The sequence below is a fragment of the Pseudoalteromonas luteoviolacea NCIMB 1944 genome, assembly GCF_001625565.1.
GTDB lineage: Bacteria > Pseudomonadota > Gammaproteobacteria > Enterobacterales > Alteromonadaceae > Pseudoalteromonas > Pseudoalteromonas luteoviolacea_F.
Window position 1 is genome coordinate 37828 of record NZ_AUXS01000028.1, and the last position, 21731, is coordinate 59558.

Here is a 21731-nt window from a genome sequence, read left to right on the forward strand (position 1 = left end):
TTTCTTTCGGTGTTTTTGTTTGTTTTTTGTTAATTTGTAGTTTATTAAAAATTAAATATATGATGTTTTTTGCTCATTTTGATGTAATTACTCTATACATCCAAAGAGTGCTGTAGTATAAAATATGATCAAAACAACTTGAATAATGTTACATTGTTAACATTCTGCTCACTACAATTAAAAGGATAAATTGTATGAAACGTGTAGATGTTTTGCTTGGTCTATCATTGAGTATACTCATTGTTTCTAATGCTTTTGCCTCAGTAGAATCAACGCCTCTCTACAACAAGCAATATCTATGGCATGAGATCGAGCGCGCCGTTGCAATAAAGCCACAAATAGAGGCTACGGTTGATAGCCCTCACCTAGGTGACAACATCCAATATCGGTTGATGAAATCAGTTGGAACGACTTCAGTTTACCAACACTATCAAGCTTTTTATGGGGATTTTCCTATCCTAGATAGTAACTTAGTTATTGCACGTAATGCTGATGGTTCTATTCGTCAAACAATGGGGAAATGGATACGTGGCGTGGTTGCGAAGCTCCCATCTCAGTATTACAGCATGACAAATTCGGCTTTGCATCAAGTGGTGCAGCAAATGGAGATTGTCCGAAATGCACAAAGAATTGAGACGCGCAAAGCGTACGTTTTGCAAGATAAACAGCTATTACCTGTTATTCAAATAGAGGCTTGGTTTAAAGACCATCATGAGACGCTAACATTGAGCGCAATTGATCTGAAAGTGATTTCTCAACATGACAATACGCAATATGCTTTCACGTCTAGCCCTTTATCAAACAGTGGCTATCAAGTTGGCGGTGGCATTGGGGGAAGTTTCAAATTGGGCGCAGTGTGTTATTCGCCGAGCCCCAATAGTATGCAAAATTGTACGCGCTACCAATTTGACAATACATCGCCAGTAGGCAAAGAGTTATTGTTTGAAGATTTAGATGCCAATGCCATTTTTGCAGAGTTTAATGGCTACCCCTATGTAATTAAGAAATCTCAACAACGTTGTATTCTAGAAAACCCTTATGTTACGACATTTGATGCAAAAATCTCAGAAACTGAGCCAGTTTCATATCTATGTCAGAGCAATAACGAAAATTACAATAAAGATGAAATAGACTCTACTTACGGCACTTATTATAGTTACAGTGCCGCCAACGAAGCGCATTTTAACGCTGGGTTGGTGATGCAGTTTTTCCATAAAAATCTGAGAAAGATTTTTCCCGAACAAGCGCAAGATTGCTCGGATACAGGCTACTGCATTAAACCGTTACTCCAGAAAGTAAACAAACACACTATCTTAGGCTCAAACTATGCATCGTGGGATGGCACTTACGCCAATTATGGTCCAGGTAATGGGGGCTATGAGTTTTATTCTTTGACTGGGCTAGGGATTGTTGCCCACGAGGCAGCACACGCTATTACACAATGGAATTCATCATTGGGCAATGGCGATATTGACCGCGCGATCAATGAAGGTATGTCGGACATCGCAGCCATTGCTGCGCTTGATTATTATCAGCATGCATCGAGCGGTTCATATACGCAATCCCAACCATTTTTGGATTTATTTTTTGAGCAACCTGGACAGTACACTAACAATCGCAAGTGGTGGTATGGCTGGGATGTTATGGCCGCTGATCTACCTGCACGATATTTTGAACTACCGTCTTGGGATGGCAGGAGTATTGATCATTGGAAAGATTTCACCAGCACTAAAACGGGTCATGACAATGGCGGAGTATTAAGAAAAGCATTTTACGAGCTTGTTAAGACCCATGGGTGGAGTATCCAAGAAGCTTACAGTCTGTTTTTGCGGGCGAATGCGACGCAATGTTTGTTTTCAGGTATCTCAATCAATGAATTTGGCTATTGCCTATTAGACCAGACAGAGCATATGACAGTTGCAGATAAACCCGCTTCAGTCATTGCTGCAAACGTCTCCGACAGTTTAGCTGGCGTTGGGATCTCAACCGGAATTGGTTTATCAACGTTAGATGCAGATACGTGGTTAAACTACAATACTGTGAACTATGACTTAAGCCGACTTGATAGTGATTTGATTTCGCAAATCGACATCGTTTGGGGTGACGGGCAAGTTGAAAAATGGCGCCGCAGTGACAATACGGCAATCTACCCATTTTTAAAACGGAAAAAAGTAGTCACTGAAGATAAATTAATGCGTTTTTCTATTGATGTCACAACTACAGATGGCACCTCTCGCAGCGCGTTTAATCACTTCTTTAGCCGTAAAGCACAAACTTGCGCGCCATACACGAATAGCGACCTTAGACACAGTACATCGCTCTCTTTTGGTGGTCATCAAATAAATGATTTACCAGCTGGATATACAGGACAATTTGCAGCTCCACGTGCGCTGGCAAAAAATCGTGATTACGTACTTAACTTTTCGCAGGATTTAACAGGCAAGCTGGTATCCGTGTTCTTCGACTACAATAAAAATGGGTTGATTGAAAGTGAAGACGAAATACTGCGCAACCAGAAAATTACTGGTGACTCTGTATCATTCAAAGTTAACCAAAAAGCCACATCAGGCTTAGGGGTGTTGCGTATCGCCTTAACGACCAATGAATATGACTATTATATTTGGGATGGCTGTGGTGTGGTCGACAATGGTCAAGTGTTGGATGTGATGTTAGATATTGATTCTAAAAACTTGCCAATTATTTCAGACTTTGAAATTCAACCTCTTGATAATAATCGCGTAAAATTTATCAATACCTCGCAGCTCAATGTCGATAAATCAGCTCAGTATCTGTGGCGTTTCGGTTTTGATAATAAAATCAGTACAGAAAAAGATCCTAGTATCGTTAGCTATCCTTCAGCAGGTGGCACATTTAATGTGTCGCTAGAAGTTCGGTATTCGGACAACAGCGAGTCGGATACCAAGTTTGACCAAATTACCTTGTCCAAAGTGGATGAGTGTCCAGCAAAAATAAGTAACAGTGCCAATGCTGGGGTATTTTTTATCGATGAGATTAAGTTGTTCAGATACTCTACTGAACTGGCGACATTGACCAATGCGCAAGGACACAACCCTCAAGGCTATAGCAAATTTATTGCGCCAAACTTTGAAGCGGAGCAAAGGTCCAATTTAAGTGTAGAAATTGCCACTAACCTGATCCCGCGTTCAACAGCTGAGCGGCTACTTGAGAATGCTAATCGTGGCGTGAGATTCACAATTTGGTTGGATAAAGATGGCGATGGCAAGTTTGTGGAGTCAGAGTCGAGCTTTGACAATGATCCAAACTATAGCTATTGGCTAGACAACAGTGAGTGTCGCTCTATTTCAGGTAGTGAGCATTGCCGGATCAAAGCCACCAAGTCCATTTCATTACCACGAGTATCTTGGCTCGAATGGTCAAAAGACTTTTATATCCGTGCAAAACTAGAAGAGTACCCCGCGGAAAATACCTATAAAAAGGACTCATGTAGTTTGTTCGATTACGGCGAAATACATGATTTTCGTATCAAAGTTAAATACTAATCAATAATTAACCGCTCGCAGTCATGTAGGCAAAGGTCCCTTTGCCTACGAGCTACCTTGTATCACTAATCTAAAAGGAAACTTTATGAAACTTGTTAGCCTAGCAGTGATTGCTGCTTTGGGAGGAGCTTCGTTTGTTGCTGTAGCGAACCCCATCTCCGTCGAAAACCTAACTCTGCAGACAATTGTGCAACCAGACGCATCGCTCAGTACGTATGAGCAGGTTTCTCAGCGCTTGGCGCAACATGGCATCAATGAAAAAAACCGTCCGCATTTGTTTCATGTGTTAAAGACCACAGAAATTAACCAAGCGAGTCAATCAGAGATGGGCATTGCCAGTGTATCCGGTTTGGCAAATCCGGCAAACACGGAATGCGATAACGAAAAAGTCTGCTCTTTTTTTACTGACATGGGCTTTAGAACAGCCACTGACTCCAACGGTAATGATTACGTTATTATCTCAGCGATCAACAGTGAAACAGCCCCGACGACTTATACTTTTTTAGACTTGTCACTGGTTAATGAGCATGGCGAGCCAATTACGATCCCGCGCTTTATTGAGTATTGGGGCGAAGGCGTTACCAAGAAGCGCATGGATATTACATCTGTTGGTAGGCTTAGCGATATTTTACCTAAGTTGATGGCAGCGGAACAAATTTTTGCCAATGCTTGGGTTACCGTTACGTATATCAATGCTAGCGGTGTTGAAGTGGCTGAAACGAAGCAAATGTCCATGGAGTATTCAAAAGATACATTGCTAGCTGATCTTGGCTACGTAAGAAACTCTCCAGAAGGTCAAGGCTTGGAAGTATTCGACCCAACAGCGGAGATGACAATCCAGCCTGCAAGCAGTTACACACAGATTGGTGCAAATTTACTTGAGAAAGGGGTGACAGCGCCAGTTGATAGAAAAGAAATTGACAATGCTGACCCAACGAATAACCGCATCAAAGTTTGTTTAAACCGCCGATATGATGACTGTGATATTGACGCCTATTACGATCCCGGCACACCTAATGACCAAATTAAAGCGGTTGTACCATTTACTGGATTTAGGGATGTAATGGGCCGTGTGACTAAGATCTATCGCCCTGATTGGTCAACTAAAAATGTAACCTTTGACGATAATGGCAACCCAACTTATACCATTAACCCAAAAGGGGAAAGACCGGTAGAGCTATACCACGGCACTGAGATCTTTATCCAAACTAAAGAGCTTGGTGGTGCAACTGCACTTGGTGGTGGTTATCAGGGATCAAATCATCTGTTTTCTGATCACATTAACCTGAAATATTTTACTAAAAAAGTTGGCTCGATGACTTTTGATATGACGCGTATTTCGTGGAACATTCCTAGATCGAAAGGGATCTTTGGCGATGCACGACTATATGGTCGTTATGAAGATGCACACTGGATCATGAACTTGTCAATTGAAAGTGAAGAGACCAGAGGGCCGCGCAAAATGACCAGAAGATATTCGTACGTTGTTGGCAGTGCGGATATGCCTGATGATCAGTCTTGGAAAGATATTGAGCACCCACCACTACAAATGGTATTTAGCTGTTTGGCAAAAGGTTCCATGATTAAGCTTGCCAACGGCAAAGAGCTAGCGATAGAGCAGCTAAGCGTTGGTGAAACGGTATTGGGAGCGAGCCAGTTTGCGCCAAACGTTCATATACCACTTGAAATTAAAGATATTTCCATCGGCTCTGAAAGTCAGCCAATGATCAAGCTGACGACTGAATCTGGCAAAGAGCTGTTACTCACTGAATCTCATCCAGTTGTTACACTATCGGGTGTATCTTCATGGGCCAATAAAGTACAAGTTGGTGATCGTATTCGCACGGCGTCAGGGCTGGAGCTGATCACTGAGGTTAAAGAAGAGAAATACAATGAGCACGTCTATAACTTGAAACTAGCCAGAACTGCAGATGATCCAAATCACAGTCCGGGTGAAACATTCTCAATGTTTGCAAATGGCCTACAGGTCGGTGATTTAGCAATGCAAACAGACAATGAGTTTGAAGAGCTTGTTGAAACAGAGCAAGACGTCCTCAAGCGCATTCCAGAAGCATGGCACAAAGACTACCTTAATAGCCTCAACAAGTAGGACACAAACTAGCTGAGGCCTTACTCAGGCCTCTTCACGGAGTGAAAACAAATGAAAAAATACAATTTCATTAGCCTTGCGCTGGCTTTGTCAGCAGTTCCAGCCATTGCTCAAATATCTGAAACCCCAAAGACGTTAAGTGAATTAAAGGCGTTGTCTGGCGAGGCCAAGAGCATAGATCTAGTGCCGCTTGGGACGGCTTATCAAAGTAAAGGGGATGTTTTACTAGGTCTTCAGTCAGTTCAAGGGACTGCTGTTGAACATCTTGGTAATACCAATATCGATTTTAGAGTGGGTGTTGATCTGAGTTATGAACAGGCACTTAAGCTGATCGACGGCAAAGTGGATGCGGGTTTTAAATTCCCAGCGGTTCGCGTTGATGCTGGCGCAAATTACGCGAAAGATATCAGTGCGGATAGATATACGGGCACTTACAGTGTCTATTCATCCGTTAAGCCTAAGTCTCGTATTTTGATGCCGACAGGCGATGCTGGTTATCAACCGACGCAAGCAGCCAAAGAATTGGCTCAGGCTTATCCTGGCAACAAAGCGGCCAACTTGGGTGATGGCTTTGTGCAAGGTTTTGCATATGGGTCGAATGTTGTTATCAACATGAAGATAGAATACCGCAATGAGCAAGATAAGCGAAAAATTGGCGGTTACTTGAGTGTTGATTGGATCGGCAAAGTTAAGGTAGATGGGCAGCTACAAAAAATTGATGAAGAAAAACGTCAATCGGTCAAAATCTCTATCAGTGGTTACCAAAGTGGCGGAGATCCTAACCGACTACTTAACATCATTCCAAATGGCATCATGCGCTGTACGCTGCTCAACCCTGAGCCGTGTTTCAACCTGTTTGAAGCGGCGGTCAATTACTTAAAAACAGACTACATTAATCAGTTCGACTCTTTAGATGATTACAACATCACCGAAAGCTATATCACTAAGTATTTAGATTCTGGTGCCGCACTGCAGCAGTTGATCCCCGATGCGGGTTATACGCCAGTAAATTACCTAACTAAGTTGGTAATAAAAGAATTGACGGCACGTTGGATAGAAGAGCGTTTGACCTATCGCAGAGCGAAAAATCTACAGCGTTATTATGCAGCACAATTCTCGCCAGAGCAGTTAAATCAACTACAGCAAATCGAGAGCTCAAGCCGCGCAAACGCAAACTTGTTTGCTGATATGGTTGACTATTGTGAGCGCAATCCCGAAGGCAATTATTGCATCGACTATGAATCTGGCAACCTCGCTTACTATAGAGATTATAGTGCGATCAGCGATGTATTAAAGTAAGGACACCATTATGAAAAAGCTAACTAAGAGCAATTATGTTTCTTTAATCGCGCTTGTCTCATCGTTGCTCGCAGCAAGTGTGCAAGCGCAAACCCCCGCGGATGAACTCATTGAAAATGCCAAGTACAGTGAGTTGGGCGATATGCTCACAACCACAGAGGCCCAAGGGCGCTTTGCTTGGATGAAAAAGTGTTATGACGGTCTGCTGGTTGAAATGTGGGAACAAATGTTTGATACCAGAGAGATCATTCCTAAAGAGCAAAAGCTTCAGCAACTGCAACAGCTGTGGCTATCTCAAGCTAAGATTGCCGCAGGCCAAGCGCAGTATGTGACCTTTGCCAATGAAGACTTTACTAACCCCTATGAGTGGACTGCAGGAACCAGCGAAAATCAAGCCTGCATACTGATGCCGCCAGAGTATCAAGCGGTGGCTTTAAAAACGACGGTTTTAAAACACAAGTACTGTGCAAATACCAGCTTTGGTAGCGAATGGGAGTGGATTGAAGGTGTCAAAATTGAAGAGTTTGAGCATATGTCAGGCTCGCACGAACACACTGTGGTGTCAGGGAAAGTTGTGACATTACCAGCGAATCGGGCGGTAAAAGTAACCGTGACACCTGGCAATGTCATTCCTGAATACCCCTCTTATGTTGCAGTACGGCTTTGGGCTGATTGGAACCACAATGGCGAATTCGATAACAATGAGCTAATGCATTCATCTGCGTCTGATGGGGTATTCCAGTTTGTGTTTAATGTGCCAAAGGATGTTCCTGAGGGCGTGACCTTGATGCGCGTCGCGTTGGATGCTGGCGGTGGTTCCGACAATGCTTGTCGACGTATTCAGTATGGCGAAGTTGAAGACTACCTGATCACAGTTCGTTAAGGAAAGATGATATGAAACCTATTTATTTATCAGTTATTGCATTGGCATTAACTGGACAAAGTTTGGCAGCGCAAAGTGAAGCTACCGATGTTTCTAGCTCAAATCTATCGGGGTCGGTTATCTCGGGATTGATCAACGACCATGTTGCAATTGGCACTGCGTACGACAGCCAAAAAAAGCGCTTTTTAAATGTGCAACCTGTAGCTGGTGTGATTGATGAAACGTTTGGTAATACAGAGCTGAAGTTTAAAACTGGCATTGATATGAGCTATGACGACATGCTCAATACCTTAAATGGTAGTGTTGATGTTGATGTGAACTTTCCGGTAGTACGTGTGTCCGCGGGCGCTTCTTTGGCAAAAGAAATGGCCTCTAGTACCTATTCAAGTTCGTATACATTCAGTGCCGCAAGCACGCCCAAAAAACGTCTATTTTTACCAAAAAGCCAAAACCAAGGCTATGTTCTATCACAAGTGGGCCAAGATATTGCCAATAACCATCAAACTAAATTACAAACTTTGGTAGGTGATGAGTTTGTAACGGGTGTTGAATACGGCGCAAATGTGCTAGTAAACCTCAAGATTGATTATGGCAGTAACAAGGACAAATCTGATATTGGCGGTTATTTAGATGTCGATTTATATGGTGGCGTGTTCAATGTTGGTGGTCAGCTGAGATACTTGAAGGATGAAACCAAATCATCGGTAAAAATAACGGTTCGTGCAGTGCAACAAGGGGGCGATCCTAAACAGTTACTGAGCATTATTCCAAATAACATCATTACCTGTTCGCTGGACAACCCAAAGCCTTGTTTTGATATGTTCTATGAAGCGGTCAAGTATGCGAAAACAGGGTTTAATTCGCAGCTAAATAGCTTAAGTGACTACAATGTTGTTCGCTATTATACGACGCGTTACGAAAACTCTTCGCTGGCGCTACGCAGTTTAGTGCCTGAGTATCAAATTGTGCGCAATGCAACCAAGTGGTTGATCAGTGAGCTTGAAGATGACTTTAAGCAAGCAATCCTTGATGAACAACGCGCTGATAAGTTGCTCAACAGCTATTATGCATACCTTCCGGAGCAGCAGCGCATTGCGGTCGAGCGGATCAAAAACCTTGCCTATGACAATGCTTGGTTCTTCTTTAATGCGGCACAGTTCTGTCGTGATAACCCATTTGGTTATGCGTGTGAAAACAAAGTGCAAGAGATGAAAAGTGCGTGTGTAGAGCGTGGTAAAGCGTGCCCGGCAAGCTATAACGTCACGGATCTTCAATTGCCTAGCACTGACAAACAAGACTGGAAGCAATGCGAGTTAGCCAGACAAGAAGCTGTCAGAGCGGGTGTGGTCACAGAAGAGGAAAGTGCGCGATTCCGTAACTTAAGATGGGCACCAACTTTTATTGATGTTACAGCACCTGCGCGTGGCATTTTAAATTGGCGCTTATGTGAAGGCGCATTGAGCACTTATGGCAACGCCTTTGCTCAATAACCTGAGTTTGGCCGCATAGTACTCTCAGGTCGATGCGGCCTATTTCAAGGAGCGGATATGAAAATTTACTTGGCAGCCTTTGCCACGTTGTTGTCTTGTGTTGCTCATGGCAAGGTGTATTACAGTGAAAAAGCAAAAACAGCGGACTTAGGTAAGGCCTTTAATTTAAATACACACACAATTGAACAACCTTGTTTACAAGGAGATGTTCAATACCATTCCAGCCTCTCAGGCAGTCTAAATTACTTTCAAAGAGTGGATGAAACCTTAATTCGTCGCCGTACCTTTGGTGAAGTGCATGGTGGGATCAACTTATTCATTGTTGCTGGTAGTGTATCGACTTCCATGACACACCGTAATGCGACGGATAGTTTGTCTTTGACTTCACAGCTGCATTTGAAATTTAACGAAGGATACAGCACGCTCGAAGAGCGAGCGCTGATCGATGGTGTGGATATTGCCAGTTGCGGGCACAGCTTTATTTATCAAGTGAATTATGGCCGAGATTTATTCGTAAATACTCGCCTGCACTTTAAAACAGTAGAAGATTACAAACGTTTTGTGATCAAGATAAAAATCCGTTTGCTGTTTTTCAAAAAGACCATCACTAAGGTAAAAGAAATCGAAAAGTATGCCGAAAGTGCAGTATTTAGTGTTGATGTTAACTCTAATGGACCGTTACCTGAAAAGCTACAAAAGCAGTTAAATGAACGTCCAACCTATTGCCGGGGGAGCAATATAGGCCCTTGCCTAGAAACTCTACATGAATTGGTTGCGTATAGTTTTGATAGCAATGGGTTGGTGAAAGATTTGGCTGCACTGGATAAAGTGCCTCGCAGTTTTGTCGTGAAAGGGTTTCGAGATTCTGGTCATTATGGTGCGCAGGATTGGGTGGCGACAAACAATAGTGGATATGACCCCATTTGGCGCAGAGCTGACAGTCACTATGGTCAGGCTGTACGCGATTTGGAGCGCGCTAAGGCATTTTTACAAGTAGCAACGGAATCTGAATATGAACTGGCAAAGCTTCGCTATGAACAGGCGCAGGCAAAGCTTGCTGATGCCGAGTTACTTAAATCTCGCTGTTTTTCGAAACCTTGGCTAGTAGAATGCAGCAGCCTTTAAATGTAGCACTTTAAGATTGGCCTTAAGGCTGATCTTTTTGTCTCTTCAATTAGATTGGATAACATGTTGAGGATCCACTGAAGGGACGTCTTTTTCTATATACGTACTAACTTGTGGAGTGTTAAGACAAAAAAATGATTATAAAGGATATTTTAGTTTCTTATGTGCTTTTCTCGTAATGTTTTGTTAACTTTTGCGTAGGAGCTAAGATACACTCAACTTATCAACTGCGATCAATTGCACCGCTAAACATACATATATCAAGGAACTGATATGAAAAAGCTGTTACCCATTTTACTGTTCATGTTCGCCGCCCATTTAAGTGCTGCACAGCTTGATTACTTTTGGGACTTTGGTGATGGCACGATCTCTAATCTTGCAGAACCGGAACACCAGTATAAGGCTGCCGGAATTTATACCGTCAAGAGAGAAGTCTATCAAAATGGCATTTTGGTGATGAAAAGCGAGCAAGTTGTCGATCTGGTAACGCCGAAGATAGTAGCGCTGGAAATAGCCTTGCCATCGCAAATAATTGCCAAACAAGGCACCGAGATATCCGCACTGTTAACAACCAGCGAGCCTATAGAGATGCTCAAATATCAATGGTTTTTAGATGAGGAATCACTCGGTGATGCCGTACAAGAAGCTGCCCTAGAATATGTATTTGAGAGATCAGGTAAGCATATGTTGAAGCTCCATGCACTTTGGGGCGCGACTATTGTAAAGTCGACAGAGATTGAGCTAGAGGTAGTTCAAGAAAGCGACAATATAGAACCGGGCGATGGTACTGACCCAGATGATGGAAATAAAGGGACAGATCCTGATGATGGTAACAGCGTCACACCACCAGATAATGGCAATAAAGTACCTGACAACAGTGACAAGTCACCAAATCATGGGGAAGGAGACAGTGGTGGAGGTGGGAGTTTAGGTATTGTGAGCTTATTTTGGCTGCTGTGTTTAATCCGTCGAAGACGTAAGTAAAAACAAAAAAACCGCCCTAATTGGCGGTTTTTTTACGTACAAAATTTAATTCAGATGTGACGTGATTTTGTAGTAAAGGACAGGTCCAAATGGTTATTGCTTGCATTATTTAATCATATTTGTGGTTTTATTTGGTGATTTTGTTTTTTGTTTTAGGTGTTTTACTTGGTTTGTTGAAATTTTTATGCTTGATCTGAGCTTTTTAGGCATGTTAAAACATATTTAATACATCAACAGGTACGATTGCTCTAAATGAAAAACATCATGTTACTGACAACTTTGCTTAACCTCTTACTGATTATTGTAGGTAAGGGCGGGGCTTAGTTGCGTGTTTTGAGCAACCAAATAGCAAACCCCGCCAACGAGCGGGGTTTTTTATTTTGCGCGAGCGAGGAAATAGGAATGCAGGACAAGGTTTGGATTTTTGATACAACGTTAAGAGATGGAGAGCAGGCTCTAAAGGCAAGCTTGACCGAAGAAGATAAGATTCAGCTGGCTCACACCATAAGTCGACTTAACGTTGATGTGATGGAGGTGGGGTTTCCCGTGTCGAGTCCTGCTGACTTCAGAGCGGTACAGCGCATTGCTCAAGAGGTGAAGGGGCCTATTATTTGTGGTTTGGCCCGTGCTATGCCAAAAGACATAGAGGCCTGTGGACTTGCATTAAAAGGGGCTGAACGAGGGCGTATTCATACGTTTATTGCCACCAGTCCTTTGCATTTAGAGCATAAGTTACGTAAGTCCCTTGATGATGTTATCGAAATGGCTGAACGCTCTATAAAACAAGCATTGCAGTACACCGATGATGTTGAATTTTCATGTGAAGATGCAGGCCGTACACCTTACGCTGATCTGTGCAAAGTTGTAGAGCGTGCAATTTCGGCTGGGGCGACAACAATAAATATCCCTGACACTGTAGGTTACACAACGCCCGATGAGTACGCGGCAATCATTCATCATTTACGCAATACAGTACCAAATATTGATAAAGCAAGATTGAGTGTGCACTGTCATAACGACCTTGGTTTAGCGGTTTCTAACTCTATCGCGGCAGTACAGGCGGGGGCAAGGCAGATCGAGTGCACTATCAATGGCATTGGAGAGCGCGCTGGAAACTGTTCGTTAGAAGAAGTCGCCATGATTATGAAAATGCGTGAAGATCACCTAAAAGTACATACCGACATTCGCACTGAAGAGATTTATCGCGCCTCTCGCCAAGTGGCAACAATTTGCAATATGCCAGTACAACCGAACAAAGCGATTGTTGGTGAAAATGCGTTTGCACATAGCTCAGGCATTCACCAAGACGGTGTTTTAAAAGCGCAAAATACCTATGAAATTATGGCGCCTGAAATGGTTGGCGTGCCTAACAATCAATTGAATATGACGTCACGCTCTGGCCGTCATGTAATTGAACACCGTTTATCGGAACTTGGGTATCAAGCTGAAGATTATGATATGGACCAGCTGTATAGCAGCTTTTTAGAGCTTGCAGACCAAAAAGGCACCGTCTACGACTACGACCTAGAAGCCATGATCTACTTCAATAAAATTGCGGAACAAGATGAGTTTTATCAGCTGCAGTTTGTCAATGCGTCATCCAACTCTCAGTCAATTGCCAGCGCAACTGTGGGCATGAGCTTAGGTGGTGACTTGGTGCAAGAGGCGGCAACCGGTAATGGTCCCGTTGAGGCCGCGTTTCTGGCAATAGAGCGCATCACAGGGCAAGCAGTTGAAATGATTGAGTACAACTTGGAAGCCACTGGCCAAGGTGCAAGCTCCCTTGGTCAAGTAAATATTATCGCGAAATGTGACGGTCGCCAGTATCACGGTGCAGGCCTAGCGGCGGATGTTGTAGAAGCATCAGCTCGAGCAATGATCCGCGTTTACAACTTAATTGATAGGGCACGAAAAGTGTCTGATCTTAAACAACAAAGGAAAGCAGGATGAATCAAAAAAGTTATCAAGTTGCTGTATTGGCAGGAGATGGCATTGGTCCAGAAGTGATGGCGGCTGCGCAGCGCGTGCTTGAACGCGTGAGTGAAGAATTTGCATTTAATTTAGACTTGGTTCATCAGGCGATAGGTGGTGCAGCTATCGACGAATTTGGGCAGGCCCTGCCAGCACATACCCTTGCGGCATGCGAGCAGGCAGACGCTATTTTATTCGGCTCAGTTGGTGGGCCAAAATGGGCAGAATTGCCACCAGAGCAGCAGCCTGAGCGTGCATCTTTATTGCCATTGAGAAAGCACTTTGGTTTATTTTGCAACCTTAGACCTGCCCAGTTGCTGCCGGCATTAAGTGCGTCTTCTCCGCTACGTGCAGATATCAGTGCACAGGGTTTTGACATTTTATGTGTACGCGAGCTAACCGGTGGCATCTATTTTGGTGAAAAAGGTCGAGATGGCAGTGGTGAAAGCGAATTTGCGTTCGACACTCAGAAATACAGTCGCAAAGAGATTGAGCGGATCGCCCGCTTTGCATTTGATGCGGCGCGTCTGCGTAACAATCACGTCACATCGGTTGACAAGTCAAATGTATTGGCATCGAGTGTACTTTGGCGTGAGGTGGTAATTGAGGTCAGCCGAGACTATCCAGATGTAACACTGGAGCACATTTATATTGATAACGCAGCGATGCAATTAGTGAAACAGCCAAGTCAATTTGATGTGCTGCTTTGCGACAACTTATTTGGTGATATTTTGTCTGATGAGTGTGCCATGATCACAGGTTCTATGGGCCTTTTACCTTCAGCAAGCCTCAACCAGTCAGGGTTTGGATTATATGAGCCCGCTGGTGGTTCTGCCCCGGATATTGCCGGTAAAGGTATTGCTAACCCTATTGCACAAATCCTCAGCGCAGCACTGATGTTACGCTATTCCCTAGGTGAGGATGAAGCCGCTCGACGCATCGAAAAAGCGGTGGCTGAAGCCGTTGCACAGGGGATTGGGACACCAGATATATACCCGCAAGCAGCTTATACCACGTTAGATGTGGCTCAGGCGATCGTAGATCGCATTTAATAGTTCGTGTTTAAAGGAAGGATGTAGCAAGTGGCACAGACTTTATACGATAAAATTTGGCAATCGCACGTGGTTGCCAAAATTAATGAACAAACAGACTTACTATATATCGACAGACACTTGGTGCATGAGGTCACATCACCGCAGGCGTTTGCTGGATTGCGAGAGAAAAACCGTCAAGTGCGTTGTCCAGAAAAAACCTTTGCAACCATGGATCACAACGTATCTACCAAAAGCCGCTCTATAGATGCGGCCAGCGAAGTGAGTAAAAATCAGCTTCAGGCACTGGCAAATAACTGTGCTGAGTTTGGTGTTCAACTTTATGATCTTGATTCTATCAATCAAGGCATCGTTCATGTAATGGGCCCGGAGCAAGGGATCACTTTACCCGGTACAACGATAGTGTGCGGCGATAGTCACACCTCTACCCATGGCGCTTTTGGGGCATTAGCCCATGGCATCGGTACCTCTGAAGTGGAACATGTGTTGGCGACTCAGACGTTGCAACAGAAAAAAGCTAAGTCTCTTAAGATTCAAATTAATGGCCAACTACGTCCAACGGTTACTGCGAAAGACTTGATTATGGCAGTGATTGGCGAGCTTGGTACCGCTGGTGGTACAGGCTATGTTGCGGAGTTTTGTGGCACTGCCATTGAAGCGTTGTCGATGGAATCACGCATGACGCTGTGTAACATGAGTATCGAAATGGGTGCCAAAGCAGGTTTGATTGCGCCGGATGAAATTACCTATGCCTATCTGAAAGGCAGGCCGTTTGCGCCCAAAGGGGAAGATTTCGAGCAGGCGGTCGACTATTGGAAAACACTGCACTCGGATGATGGCGCTTCGTTTGACCGTGTCGTAGAAATGGCCGCTGAAGACATTCAGCCACAGGTGACTTGGGGAACCAGCCCAGAGCAAGTGATTGGTATTGATGAGCCGATCCCGAACCCAGATGAAGAACAGGACCTAATCAAAGCTGATTCAATGCGTTCTGCATTGAAATATATGGGACTTGAAGCGGGGCAGCGTTTGTCTGATGCCAAGGTCGATACGGTGTTTATCGGTTCTTGTACGAATAGCCGGATCGAAGATTTACGCGCAGCGGCAAAAATAGTCGAGGGTAAAAAAGTAGCGCAAGGCGTTGAAGCGCTTATCGTGCCAGGGTCTGGATTAGTAAAGCAGCAGGCGGAACAAGAGGGTCTTGCGGACATTTTTGTCGCCGCAGGATTTGAATGGCGCGAACCTGGTTGTTCAATGTGTTTGGCCATGAACGATGACAGATTAGGGGCAGGCAAGCGTTGTGCATCCACATCAAACCGCAATTTCGAAGGGCGCCAAGGTCGCGGTGGGCGCACCCATTTAGTTAGTCCAGCGATGGCCGCAGCGGCCGCGATCGCAGGTCGATTTACTGATATCCGAGGAGCGCAGGCATGAGTGTATACCACAGCGGATTAATGGCACCACTAGATAAAAACAATGTGGATACAGATCAAATCATTCCAAAGCAGTTTTTAACGTCGACTAGTCGAGATGGTTTTGATAAAGCGCTGTTCTATGACTGGCGATACCTAGACAGTGGTGCACCTGATCCGAGCTTTGTCTTGAACTACGCACAGTATCAAGGTGCAACCGTCTTACTAACTCGTGATAATTTTGGTTGTGGTTCATCTCGAGAACATGCGCCGTGGGCTTTGAAGCAATATGGCTTTAGCGTGATCTTAGCAGAGAGCTTTGCCGATATCTTTTTCAATAACTGCGGCAATAACCAGATGTTGTGTATTGCACTTAGCGCCGACATACTCGATAGCTTATTTGCAGTGTGCGAGCGCCAGCCACAAGTGAATATTGAAATTGACTTAGCACAGCAAGTTATTCGCAGCGATTATTTTGCAGATATCTCGTTCGATGTACGTTCAGATATCAAAGCGAGATTATTGAGTGGGTTAGATTTTATTGGAGAAACTGAGCAGCTTAATCATCATATTGATGCGTTTGAGCAACAACTTATCGCCAATCGACCCTGGCAATAAACTTTCTGCACACGACGCCAACCGTCGCATTTTTTTGCCATTAAGCCAAAGGCATTCTAGCCTTTGGCTTTTCATATTCAGGAACACAATAATGAACAAGTTTTCTGCTTCTTTACTGGTTGCCGCAACAATGTTTGCGAGCAGTGCAGCTGTCGCACGCCCTGCGCCTTTAGTGTCTATCCCAACTCACGATGCTTTTTTTGACAAGATCAAAGCACATTGTGGAAAAGCATACGAAGGTAAAGTCACGCTAGATAACCATGGCCCAAGTGCATTTAGTGAAGCGCGTTTGGTTATGCATGTGCGTCGTTGTAATGAGCGCGAATTACAAGTGCCATTTCATGTGGGTAAAGATGCATCACGTACTTGGATCATTACGAAAACGGGAAGTGGTTTAAGCTTGAAACACGACCATCGTCACAAAGATGGCAGTGATGACAAGTCGACAATGTACGGTGGTCACACGATAGACGCTGGATTTAATAATGTGCAATCATTCCCAGCAGATCAGTACTCTAAAGAGCTTTTTATAGCTCATCAGATACCACAGTCCGCTGGTAATACGTGGCAAATGTTTATCTATGAAGATAAGTTCACATACCGTTTAGTACGTGAGGGTCGTGAATTTAGAGTGGATTTTGATCTAACTAAGCCGGTTAAAGCGCCAAAAGCGCCTTGGGGTTACCAAGATTAAGCTCCACACTATGCCAGTATAAAGTGTATTTATACTGGCAAGTTGCACTTTATTGCTGTTCTTTTACACACTTTACTTCTACGCGGAGATCGGGTTGATAAGGGCGAGGAAAAGTTGGTAGACGATCAAAGCTTTGTACGCCTCCATGCAATAATATTTGCGGTTTCACACCTTGGCAAAGGGATTGGCTATGGCGTAATAAAAACACACTTTGTTGCAAAAAATGGGCGTAAGAATCTGCTTTTATCTGTAAATAATAATGGTCATCGCTATACTTTATTTGTTCGTAATGTACTTTATGATCAAAGTCATAGTATTTTTCTGTGACGCCTATTTTATTCGGTGTGAAGCTACATGCACTGAGCAGGCCCAATGAGGCAATTGACAGCATTCTCACTGCTTTTTTTCTCACTACTGAGGTTAGAAACGGCATAACTACATGAAACCAATTATCGGGTATTAATCTCCTAATTGTATCAAAAGGGGCGACAATTGTTAGAACGTATACGATTATTTTTGGCAAGTTTAGACACACAATCACAGGCACAAGCACCGCTGGACTTCGCCACGGCATTGGGCGCACTGATGGTTGAGGTAATGAGAGCGGATAACGACATTGCGCCAGATGAGCTCACAATGATTGCAAAATTATTGCGACAACACTGTGAATTATCAGAGCAAAGCAGTGAACTTATTCGTACTGAAGCTCAACGATTGGTTGATGACGCGATAGATCTGCATCGATTTGTCAAAGTCGTTAATGACAACACCGATGAAGAGGAGCGCATTGAAGTCATTGAGTTACTTTGGATGGTTGCCTTTGCTGACGGTAAGTTAGATCCACAAGAAGATTACACCGTGCGCAAGTTAGCAGGGCTTATGTATGTTGCGCATGGCGACTTTATCGCCGCCAAGCTCAACGTCAAAGCGGTGTTAGGTTTGGCAGATTAGTGCGTCACTGCCCCTGCTTTTAGTTCATTTTGACAAGATTGAATTGCTTCTTTGATCATAAAGTTCACCAAGGTTGGAGAGATGTGGTACATCTTGGCGATCTCTTTTTGTTTTAAGCGGCCATCGCGGTAAAAGCTGACAACATTTTGGTGGCGTTTAGACAGCTTACCAATGGTGTTATTCACTTTATCTGACAGCTGTGCATCGATGTATTTTTCTTCTATATTCGAACTCTCGTCGTCAAACTGCTCTGTTTGAATAGACTCTAAATCGACAAGGGATTCGCGATTTTGTTTACGGATCATATCAATCGCGATATTTCTAGCAACCTGATAGCAGTAGCTTTTCGTGTTTTTCACTTGGCAATCTTGACACTTTGACATACCTGATAAGCGTAGAAAAGTATCCTGTAAAGCGTCCTCAGCCAGATATGGGCAGCGTAGGATATTGTTCAAATAAGCCAATAATTTCGCTTCATTCTCAGCAATCACTTTAGACCACTTGTTGCACAGCTGCACAGTATTTACTCCTATTTGTACTAAAAGTTTATCCGTAATAGATAATGCGAATAATTATCACTATTATGTTATTTTGATCTTCTATTAGCAGTCAAGTGTTTTGTGTGGTTTTACTAATTAAAGGCAAATTAACTACAGCGCAAAGAAGAGTGGGTTCTTGCAACCTTTGTTATCAAAAATGCAATAATTGGGTTTGTTATTTTCTTTGGTTTTTTGCGGTTTAATTCGTCTTGGGTGCGCGGCTTTAAATTTTTAACCGTGATTAAGAACTTAAGGAAAGTTATGAAGTTAAAATCTACATTAATCCCTGTTGTGGCGGGTTTTGCCCTAGCAGGTGGTCATATCTCAGCTCACGAAAGCACTTCAACGATGAGCTTGAGCGAGGATGTTAAAATTACACGCACCCAACATGGTGTGCCACATATTCAAGCTAAGTCACTATTTGGTTTGGGCTATGGTAATGCATACGCACAGGCGCAAGACCATGCATGTATTTTGGCGGATGGTTATGTACGTGTAAAAGGGGAGCGCGCCAAGTACCTTGGGCCTCATAAAAATGGTCAGGACAACTTTTTTGTAAGCTTAGATTTAGGCTATAAAATTATTGACTTACATGGTCGAGTGGCGCGGGAGTATGCCAACCTATCGGCAGATACTCGAGCGTTGGCAGATGGTTTTGCCGCGGGGTATAACCAGTATTTGCAAGATGTGAGCGTAGGTAAAGCTGCATTGGCCCCAGCTTGTAGCGGCCAAGCTTGGGTAAAGCCTATCAGTGGTGTTGATGTGGTTGCATCCGTACTGGCCTCAGCGGTACAAAACAGCATTGGCCGTTTGCTAGTGCAAATCTTACAGGCGAACCCGGGGACTGGTAATGAATGGTTGCCGACCATCGCCAAGCAGGAGAGCAAGCAGCCACAGCCTTGGTTAATGGCAAGCAACACCAACTACCAACCAAAGCAATTGACACAAGGGTCAAATGGCTGGGCAATGGGCCATGAAGTAACTGAGAATGGTCGCGGCCTGCTGTTGGCAAACCCACACTTCCCATTTAATGGTAATTTACGATTTTGGGCGAACCATGCCAGTGTTGAGGGAGATTTTAGCACCATGGGAGCGTCAGTAATTGGCGTACCTGGGATCGTCAATATTGGCTTTAACCAAGATGTGGCTTGGACACATACTTACTCTTCGGCCCGACATGAAGTCATCTACCAGTTAGAATTAAATCCTACAAACCCACTGCAATATAAGTTTGATGGTCAGTGGGTCGATATTGAAAAGCATCAGGTCAATGTCGAAGTGTTAACGCCGATGGGCGTGCTGACCATGAAGAAGGACTACTTCACCACGCCAATTGGTTATGTTGTCGAAGATCAGAGAAACTTCAAATGGGATAGCAAAAATGCCTACGTGGTACGCGACACGAACCTCAATAACTTAGAGGGCATAGATCACTGGTTGGCAATGAACCGCGCGTCTAACTTAGATGAGTTTATCGATACCTTTAAAACACTCGATGGTTTGGCATTTAACAACACACTCGTGGCAGATAAACACGGCGAAGTATTCTATATTGATGACTCCAATGTACCTGACTTACCTGCGGCCGGTGAAGAGCTATTACGTTCACACCCTGTGATTTCTGAAGTGTACAAGAAAACCCGTATGGCTGTTCTACCGGGAACCAGCAGCGCATTGGTGTATCAGCAAGAAGTACCGTACGAGCGTGCGCCGAAATTGCGTCGTAACGACTATGTACTCAACGCCAATAACTCATACTGGCTGACCAACCTCAAAGAAAAGCTCAGAGGTTATTCACCACTGTACGGTCATGTTGATTACAAGCAAACTCGCCGTACTCGCTACAATTTAAACTTGATGCGCTTTGCACGAGGTGCTGATGGTAAGTTTGACCGCCACGAGCTAGAAAGCATTGTGACGGGTACCAGTGCGTCATTCGAACTGTATAAGCCAACTGTGATGGCAACCTGTGCTTTGTACGCTGGACAAACGATTGCCGTGACAGAAACATTGAGCATGCCTGTTGATCCCGCTTGTAAGGCATTCGCAAAATGGGATGGTAAATTTAATGCAGACTCTGTGTCAGCGCCACTGGCAAAAGAGTTCTTTAATTTATTGGAAGATGAAGATCTATTGATCCAATTTAATCCTGCCTTCCCTGCGGTGACGCCGAGTATTGTTAAAGCGGAAAAATCAACATTGGTTAAGCTTCTTGCCGCGAGTAAACAACTTGAAAACGCGGGCTTTGCGATCGATGCGCCACTTGGTGAACTACAGTTTTTACAAAAAGGAGATCGTCGTATCCCTTGGCCGGGTTCACCACATAACAGTGGTGGCTTCAACATATACTCCACGACCAATGCCATGGATTTAACCTCGTTCGCACCACAGTATGCTGCGCCAATGAAAGAAGTGCTCAATGAAAATTGGACAATTAGTACGGGCTTAAGTACCGATGGTTATCCTATCAATTATGGTTCTAGTTGGATGATGGTAGTCGGTTTCGACGAGCATGGACCACAGGCACGTGGCTTGTTGACTTATTCACAGAGCAATAACCCGAATTCGCCGCACTTCACAGATGCGAGTGAACATTATGCTGCGGGCAAAGGATTAATTGATTTGCCTTACACAGATGCTCAGATCAAGCAAAATAAAGTCAGTGAAATCACACTTAGCGTGAAAAAAGACTAAAAATCCTAGACTGTCGCGCGTCACAGTGGCGACAGTCTAATTTTTGGAAAAATGTGATGAGTTTTGACAACGAAAACGGCACTTTTAAAGTAATCATTAACCACGAAGAACAATACTCTTTATGGCCGAGCTATAAGACGATCCCTGGTGGCTGGAAAGACACGGGCGTAAGCGGTGATAAAGCAACTTGTCTAGAGCATATCAAAACCCATTGGACAGATATGCGTCCTTTGAGTTTACGCCAAGCTATGGCGTAAGCAATCAGGTTATTAAGTGATAATGGAACTGGCAATGAAATGATATGGGGTATTCCATATCAGGCTAGGCTGGCTTTCACTATCGCTTCATATCATCACCAAGCGAGTTTCTGCCTCTGAAACAAGCACTA

At 43.9% G+C, this 21731-nt stretch carries 17 protein-coding genes; 15 read left to right on the top strand and 2 right to left on the bottom strand.

Annotated elements, in window-relative coordinates:
- The first annotated feature begins 194 nt into the window (after positions 1–194).
- The 12 genes from N483_RS10820 (at position 195) to N483_RS10875 (ending at position 17159) form a co-directional block, all read left to right on the top strand.
- Positions 195–3521 (top strand): M4 family metallopeptidase, encoded by a 3327-nt coding sequence (locus N483_RS10820; RefSeq protein WP_023401237.1) that lies wholly within the window; start codon positions 195–197, stop codon positions 3519–3521.
- Between the two features lie 85 nt (positions 3522–3606).
- Complete coding sequence (locus N483_RS10825) at positions 3607–5631, top strand: Hint domain-containing protein (RefSeq protein WP_023401238.1); 2025 nt, start codon at positions 3607–3609, stop codon at positions 5629–5631.
- 51 nt (positions 5632–5682) lie between these two features.
- Positions 5683–6930: a hypothetical protein gene (locus N483_RS10830; protein WP_023401239.1), complete on the top strand. Its 1248-nt coding sequence runs from the start codon at positions 5683–5685 to the stop codon at positions 6928–6930.
- Positions 6931–6940: 10 nt separating this feature from the next.
- Positions 6941–7813, top strand: a complete 873-nt coding sequence (locus N483_RS10835) for a GEVED domain-containing protein (protein WP_023401240.1) — start codon at positions 6941–6943, stop codon at positions 7811–7813.
- An 11-nt stretch (positions 7814–7824) separates the two neighbouring features.
- On the top strand, positions 7825–9303 hold the full coding sequence (locus N483_RS10840) for a hypothetical protein (RefSeq protein ID WP_023401241.1): 1479 nt from the start codon (positions 7825–7827) through the stop codon (positions 9301–9303).
- Between the two features lie 57 nt (positions 9304–9360).
- Positions 9361–10428, top strand: coding sequence for a hypothetical protein (locus N483_RS10845; RefSeq protein ID WP_023401242.1), 1068 nt, complete (start codon positions 9361–9363; stop codon positions 10426–10428).
- A 273-nt stretch (positions 10429–10701) separates the two neighbouring features.
- Positions 10702–11412, top strand: a complete 711-nt coding sequence (locus N483_RS10850) for a PKD domain-containing protein (RefSeq protein ID WP_023401243.1) — start codon at positions 10702–10704, stop codon at positions 11410–11412.
- 402 nt (positions 11413–11814) lie between these two features.
- Positions 11815–13362 carry a 2-isopropylmalate synthase gene (leuA, locus tag N483_RS10855; RefSeq protein WP_023401244.1) on the top strand — a complete coding sequence of 516 codons (1548 nt, stop codon included), beginning with the start codon at positions 11815–11817 and terminating at the stop codon, positions 13360–13362.
- Positions 13359–14435, top strand: a complete 1077-nt coding sequence (gene leuB / locus N483_RS10860; RefSeq protein WP_023401245.1) for a 3-isopropylmalate dehydrogenase — start codon at positions 13359–13361, stop codon at positions 14433–14435. Before leuA ends, leuB begins: the two co-directional genes overlap by 4 nt.
- 30 nt (positions 14436–14465) lie before the next feature.
- Positions 14466–15869, top strand: a complete 1404-nt coding sequence (leuC, locus tag N483_RS10865) for a 3-isopropylmalate dehydratase large subunit (RefSeq protein ID WP_023401246.1) — start codon at positions 14466–14468, stop codon at positions 15867–15869.
- Positions 15866–16465, top strand: coding sequence for a 3-isopropylmalate dehydratase small subunit (gene leuD / locus N483_RS10870; protein ID WP_023401247.1), 600 nt, complete (start codon positions 15866–15868; stop codon positions 16463–16465). The genes leuC and leuD overlap by 4 nt, the downstream gene beginning before the upstream one ends.
- A gap of 91 nt (positions 16466–16556) precedes the next feature.
- A complete protein-coding gene (locus tag N483_RS10875; RefSeq protein WP_023401248.1) occupies positions 16557–17159 on the top strand; it encodes a hypothetical protein in 603 nt (200 codons plus the stop codon).
- Between the two features lie 49 nt (positions 17160–17208).
- Here the strand turns inward: N483_RS10875 and N483_RS10880 are convergent, their stop codons facing one another.
- Positions 17209–17550 (bottom strand): hypothetical protein, encoded by a 342-nt coding sequence (locus tag N483_RS10880; protein WP_023401249.1) that lies wholly within the window; start codon positions 17548–17550, stop codon positions 17209–17211.
- Between the two features lie 101 nt (positions 17551–17651).
- Here N483_RS10880 and N483_RS10885 point away from each other — a divergent pair, with 101 nt between their 5' ends.
- Positions 17652–18110, top strand: coding sequence for a TerB family tellurite resistance protein (locus N483_RS10885; RefSeq protein WP_023401250.1), 459 nt, complete (start codon positions 17652–17654; stop codon positions 18108–18110).
- Here N483_RS10885 and N483_RS10890 read toward each other — a convergent pair.
- Positions 18107–18628 (bottom strand): RNA polymerase sigma factor, encoded by a 522-nt coding sequence (locus N483_RS10890; RefSeq protein WP_023401251.1) that lies wholly within the window; start codon positions 18626–18628, stop codon positions 18107–18109. The two genes, N483_RS10885 and N483_RS10890, sit on opposite strands and share 4 nt — an antisense overlap.
- 282 nt (positions 18629–18910) lie before the next feature.
- On the opposite strand from N483_RS10890, the gene N483_RS10895 reads away from it, so the two are divergent.
- A complete protein-coding gene (locus N483_RS10895) occupies positions 18911–21343 on the top strand; it encodes a penicillin acylase family protein (protein ID WP_023401252.1) in 2433 nt (810 codons plus the stop codon).
- Between the two features lie 56 nt (positions 21344–21399).
- A complete protein-coding gene (locus tag N483_RS10900) occupies positions 21400–21600 on the top strand; it encodes an MbtH family protein (RefSeq protein WP_023401253.1) in 201 nt (66 codons plus the stop codon).
- Positions 21601–21731: the final 131 nt, after the last annotated feature.

Excerpts from the sequence above, each read along its gene's own strand:
- leuA (WP_023401244.1), top strand. The coding sequence starts at position 11,815 with ATGCAGGACAAGGTTTGGATTTTTGATACAACGTTAAGAGATGGAGAG.
- N483_RS10875 (WP_023401248.1), top strand. The coding sequence starts at position 16,557 with ATGAACAAGTTTTCTGCTTCTTTACTGGTTGCCGCAACAATGTTTGCG.
- N483_RS10835 (WP_023401240.1), top strand. The coding sequence starts at position 6,941 with ATGAAAAAGCTAACTAAGAGCAATTATGTTTCTTTAATCGCGCTTGTC.
- leuD (WP_023401247.1), top strand. The coding sequence starts at position 15,866 with ATGAGTGTATACCACAGCGGATTAATGGCACCACTAGATAAAAACAAT.
- N483_RS10895 (WP_023401252.1), top strand. The coding sequence starts at position 18,911 with ATGAAGTTAAAATCTACATTAATCCCTGTTGTGGCGGGTTTTGCCCTA.
- N483_RS10820 (WP_023401237.1), top strand. The coding sequence starts at position 195 with ATGAAACGTGTAGATGTTTTGCTTGGTCTATCATTGAGTATACTCATT.
- N483_RS10850 (WP_023401243.1), top strand. The coding sequence starts at position 10,702 with ATGAAAAAGCTGTTACCCATTTTACTGTTCATGTTCGCCGCCCATTTA.
- N483_RS10825 (WP_023401238.1), top strand. The coding sequence starts at position 3,607 with ATGAAACTTGTTAGCCTAGCAGTGATTGCTGCTTTGGGAGGAGCTTCG.
- N483_RS10900 (WP_023401253.1), top strand. The coding sequence starts at position 21,400 with ATGAGTTTTGACAACGAAAACGGCACTTTTAAAGTAATCATTAACCAC.
- N483_RS10880 (WP_023401249.1), bottom strand. The coding sequence starts at position 17,550 with ATGCTGTCAATTGCCTCATTGGGCCTGCTCAGTGCATGTAGCTTCACA.
- N483_RS10830 (WP_023401239.1), top strand. The coding sequence starts at position 5,683 with ATGAAAAAATACAATTTCATTAGCCTTGCGCTGGCTTTGTCAGCAGTT.
- N483_RS10845 (WP_023401242.1), top strand. The coding sequence starts at position 9,361 with ATGAAAATTTACTTGGCAGCCTTTGCCACGTTGTTGTCTTGTGTTGCT.
- leuB (WP_023401245.1), top strand. The coding sequence starts at position 13,359 with ATGAATCAAAAAAGTTATCAAGTTGCTGTATTGGCAGGAGATGGCATT.
- N483_RS10840 (WP_023401241.1), top strand. The coding sequence starts at position 7,825 with ATGAAACCTATTTATTTATCAGTTATTGCATTGGCATTAACTGGACAA.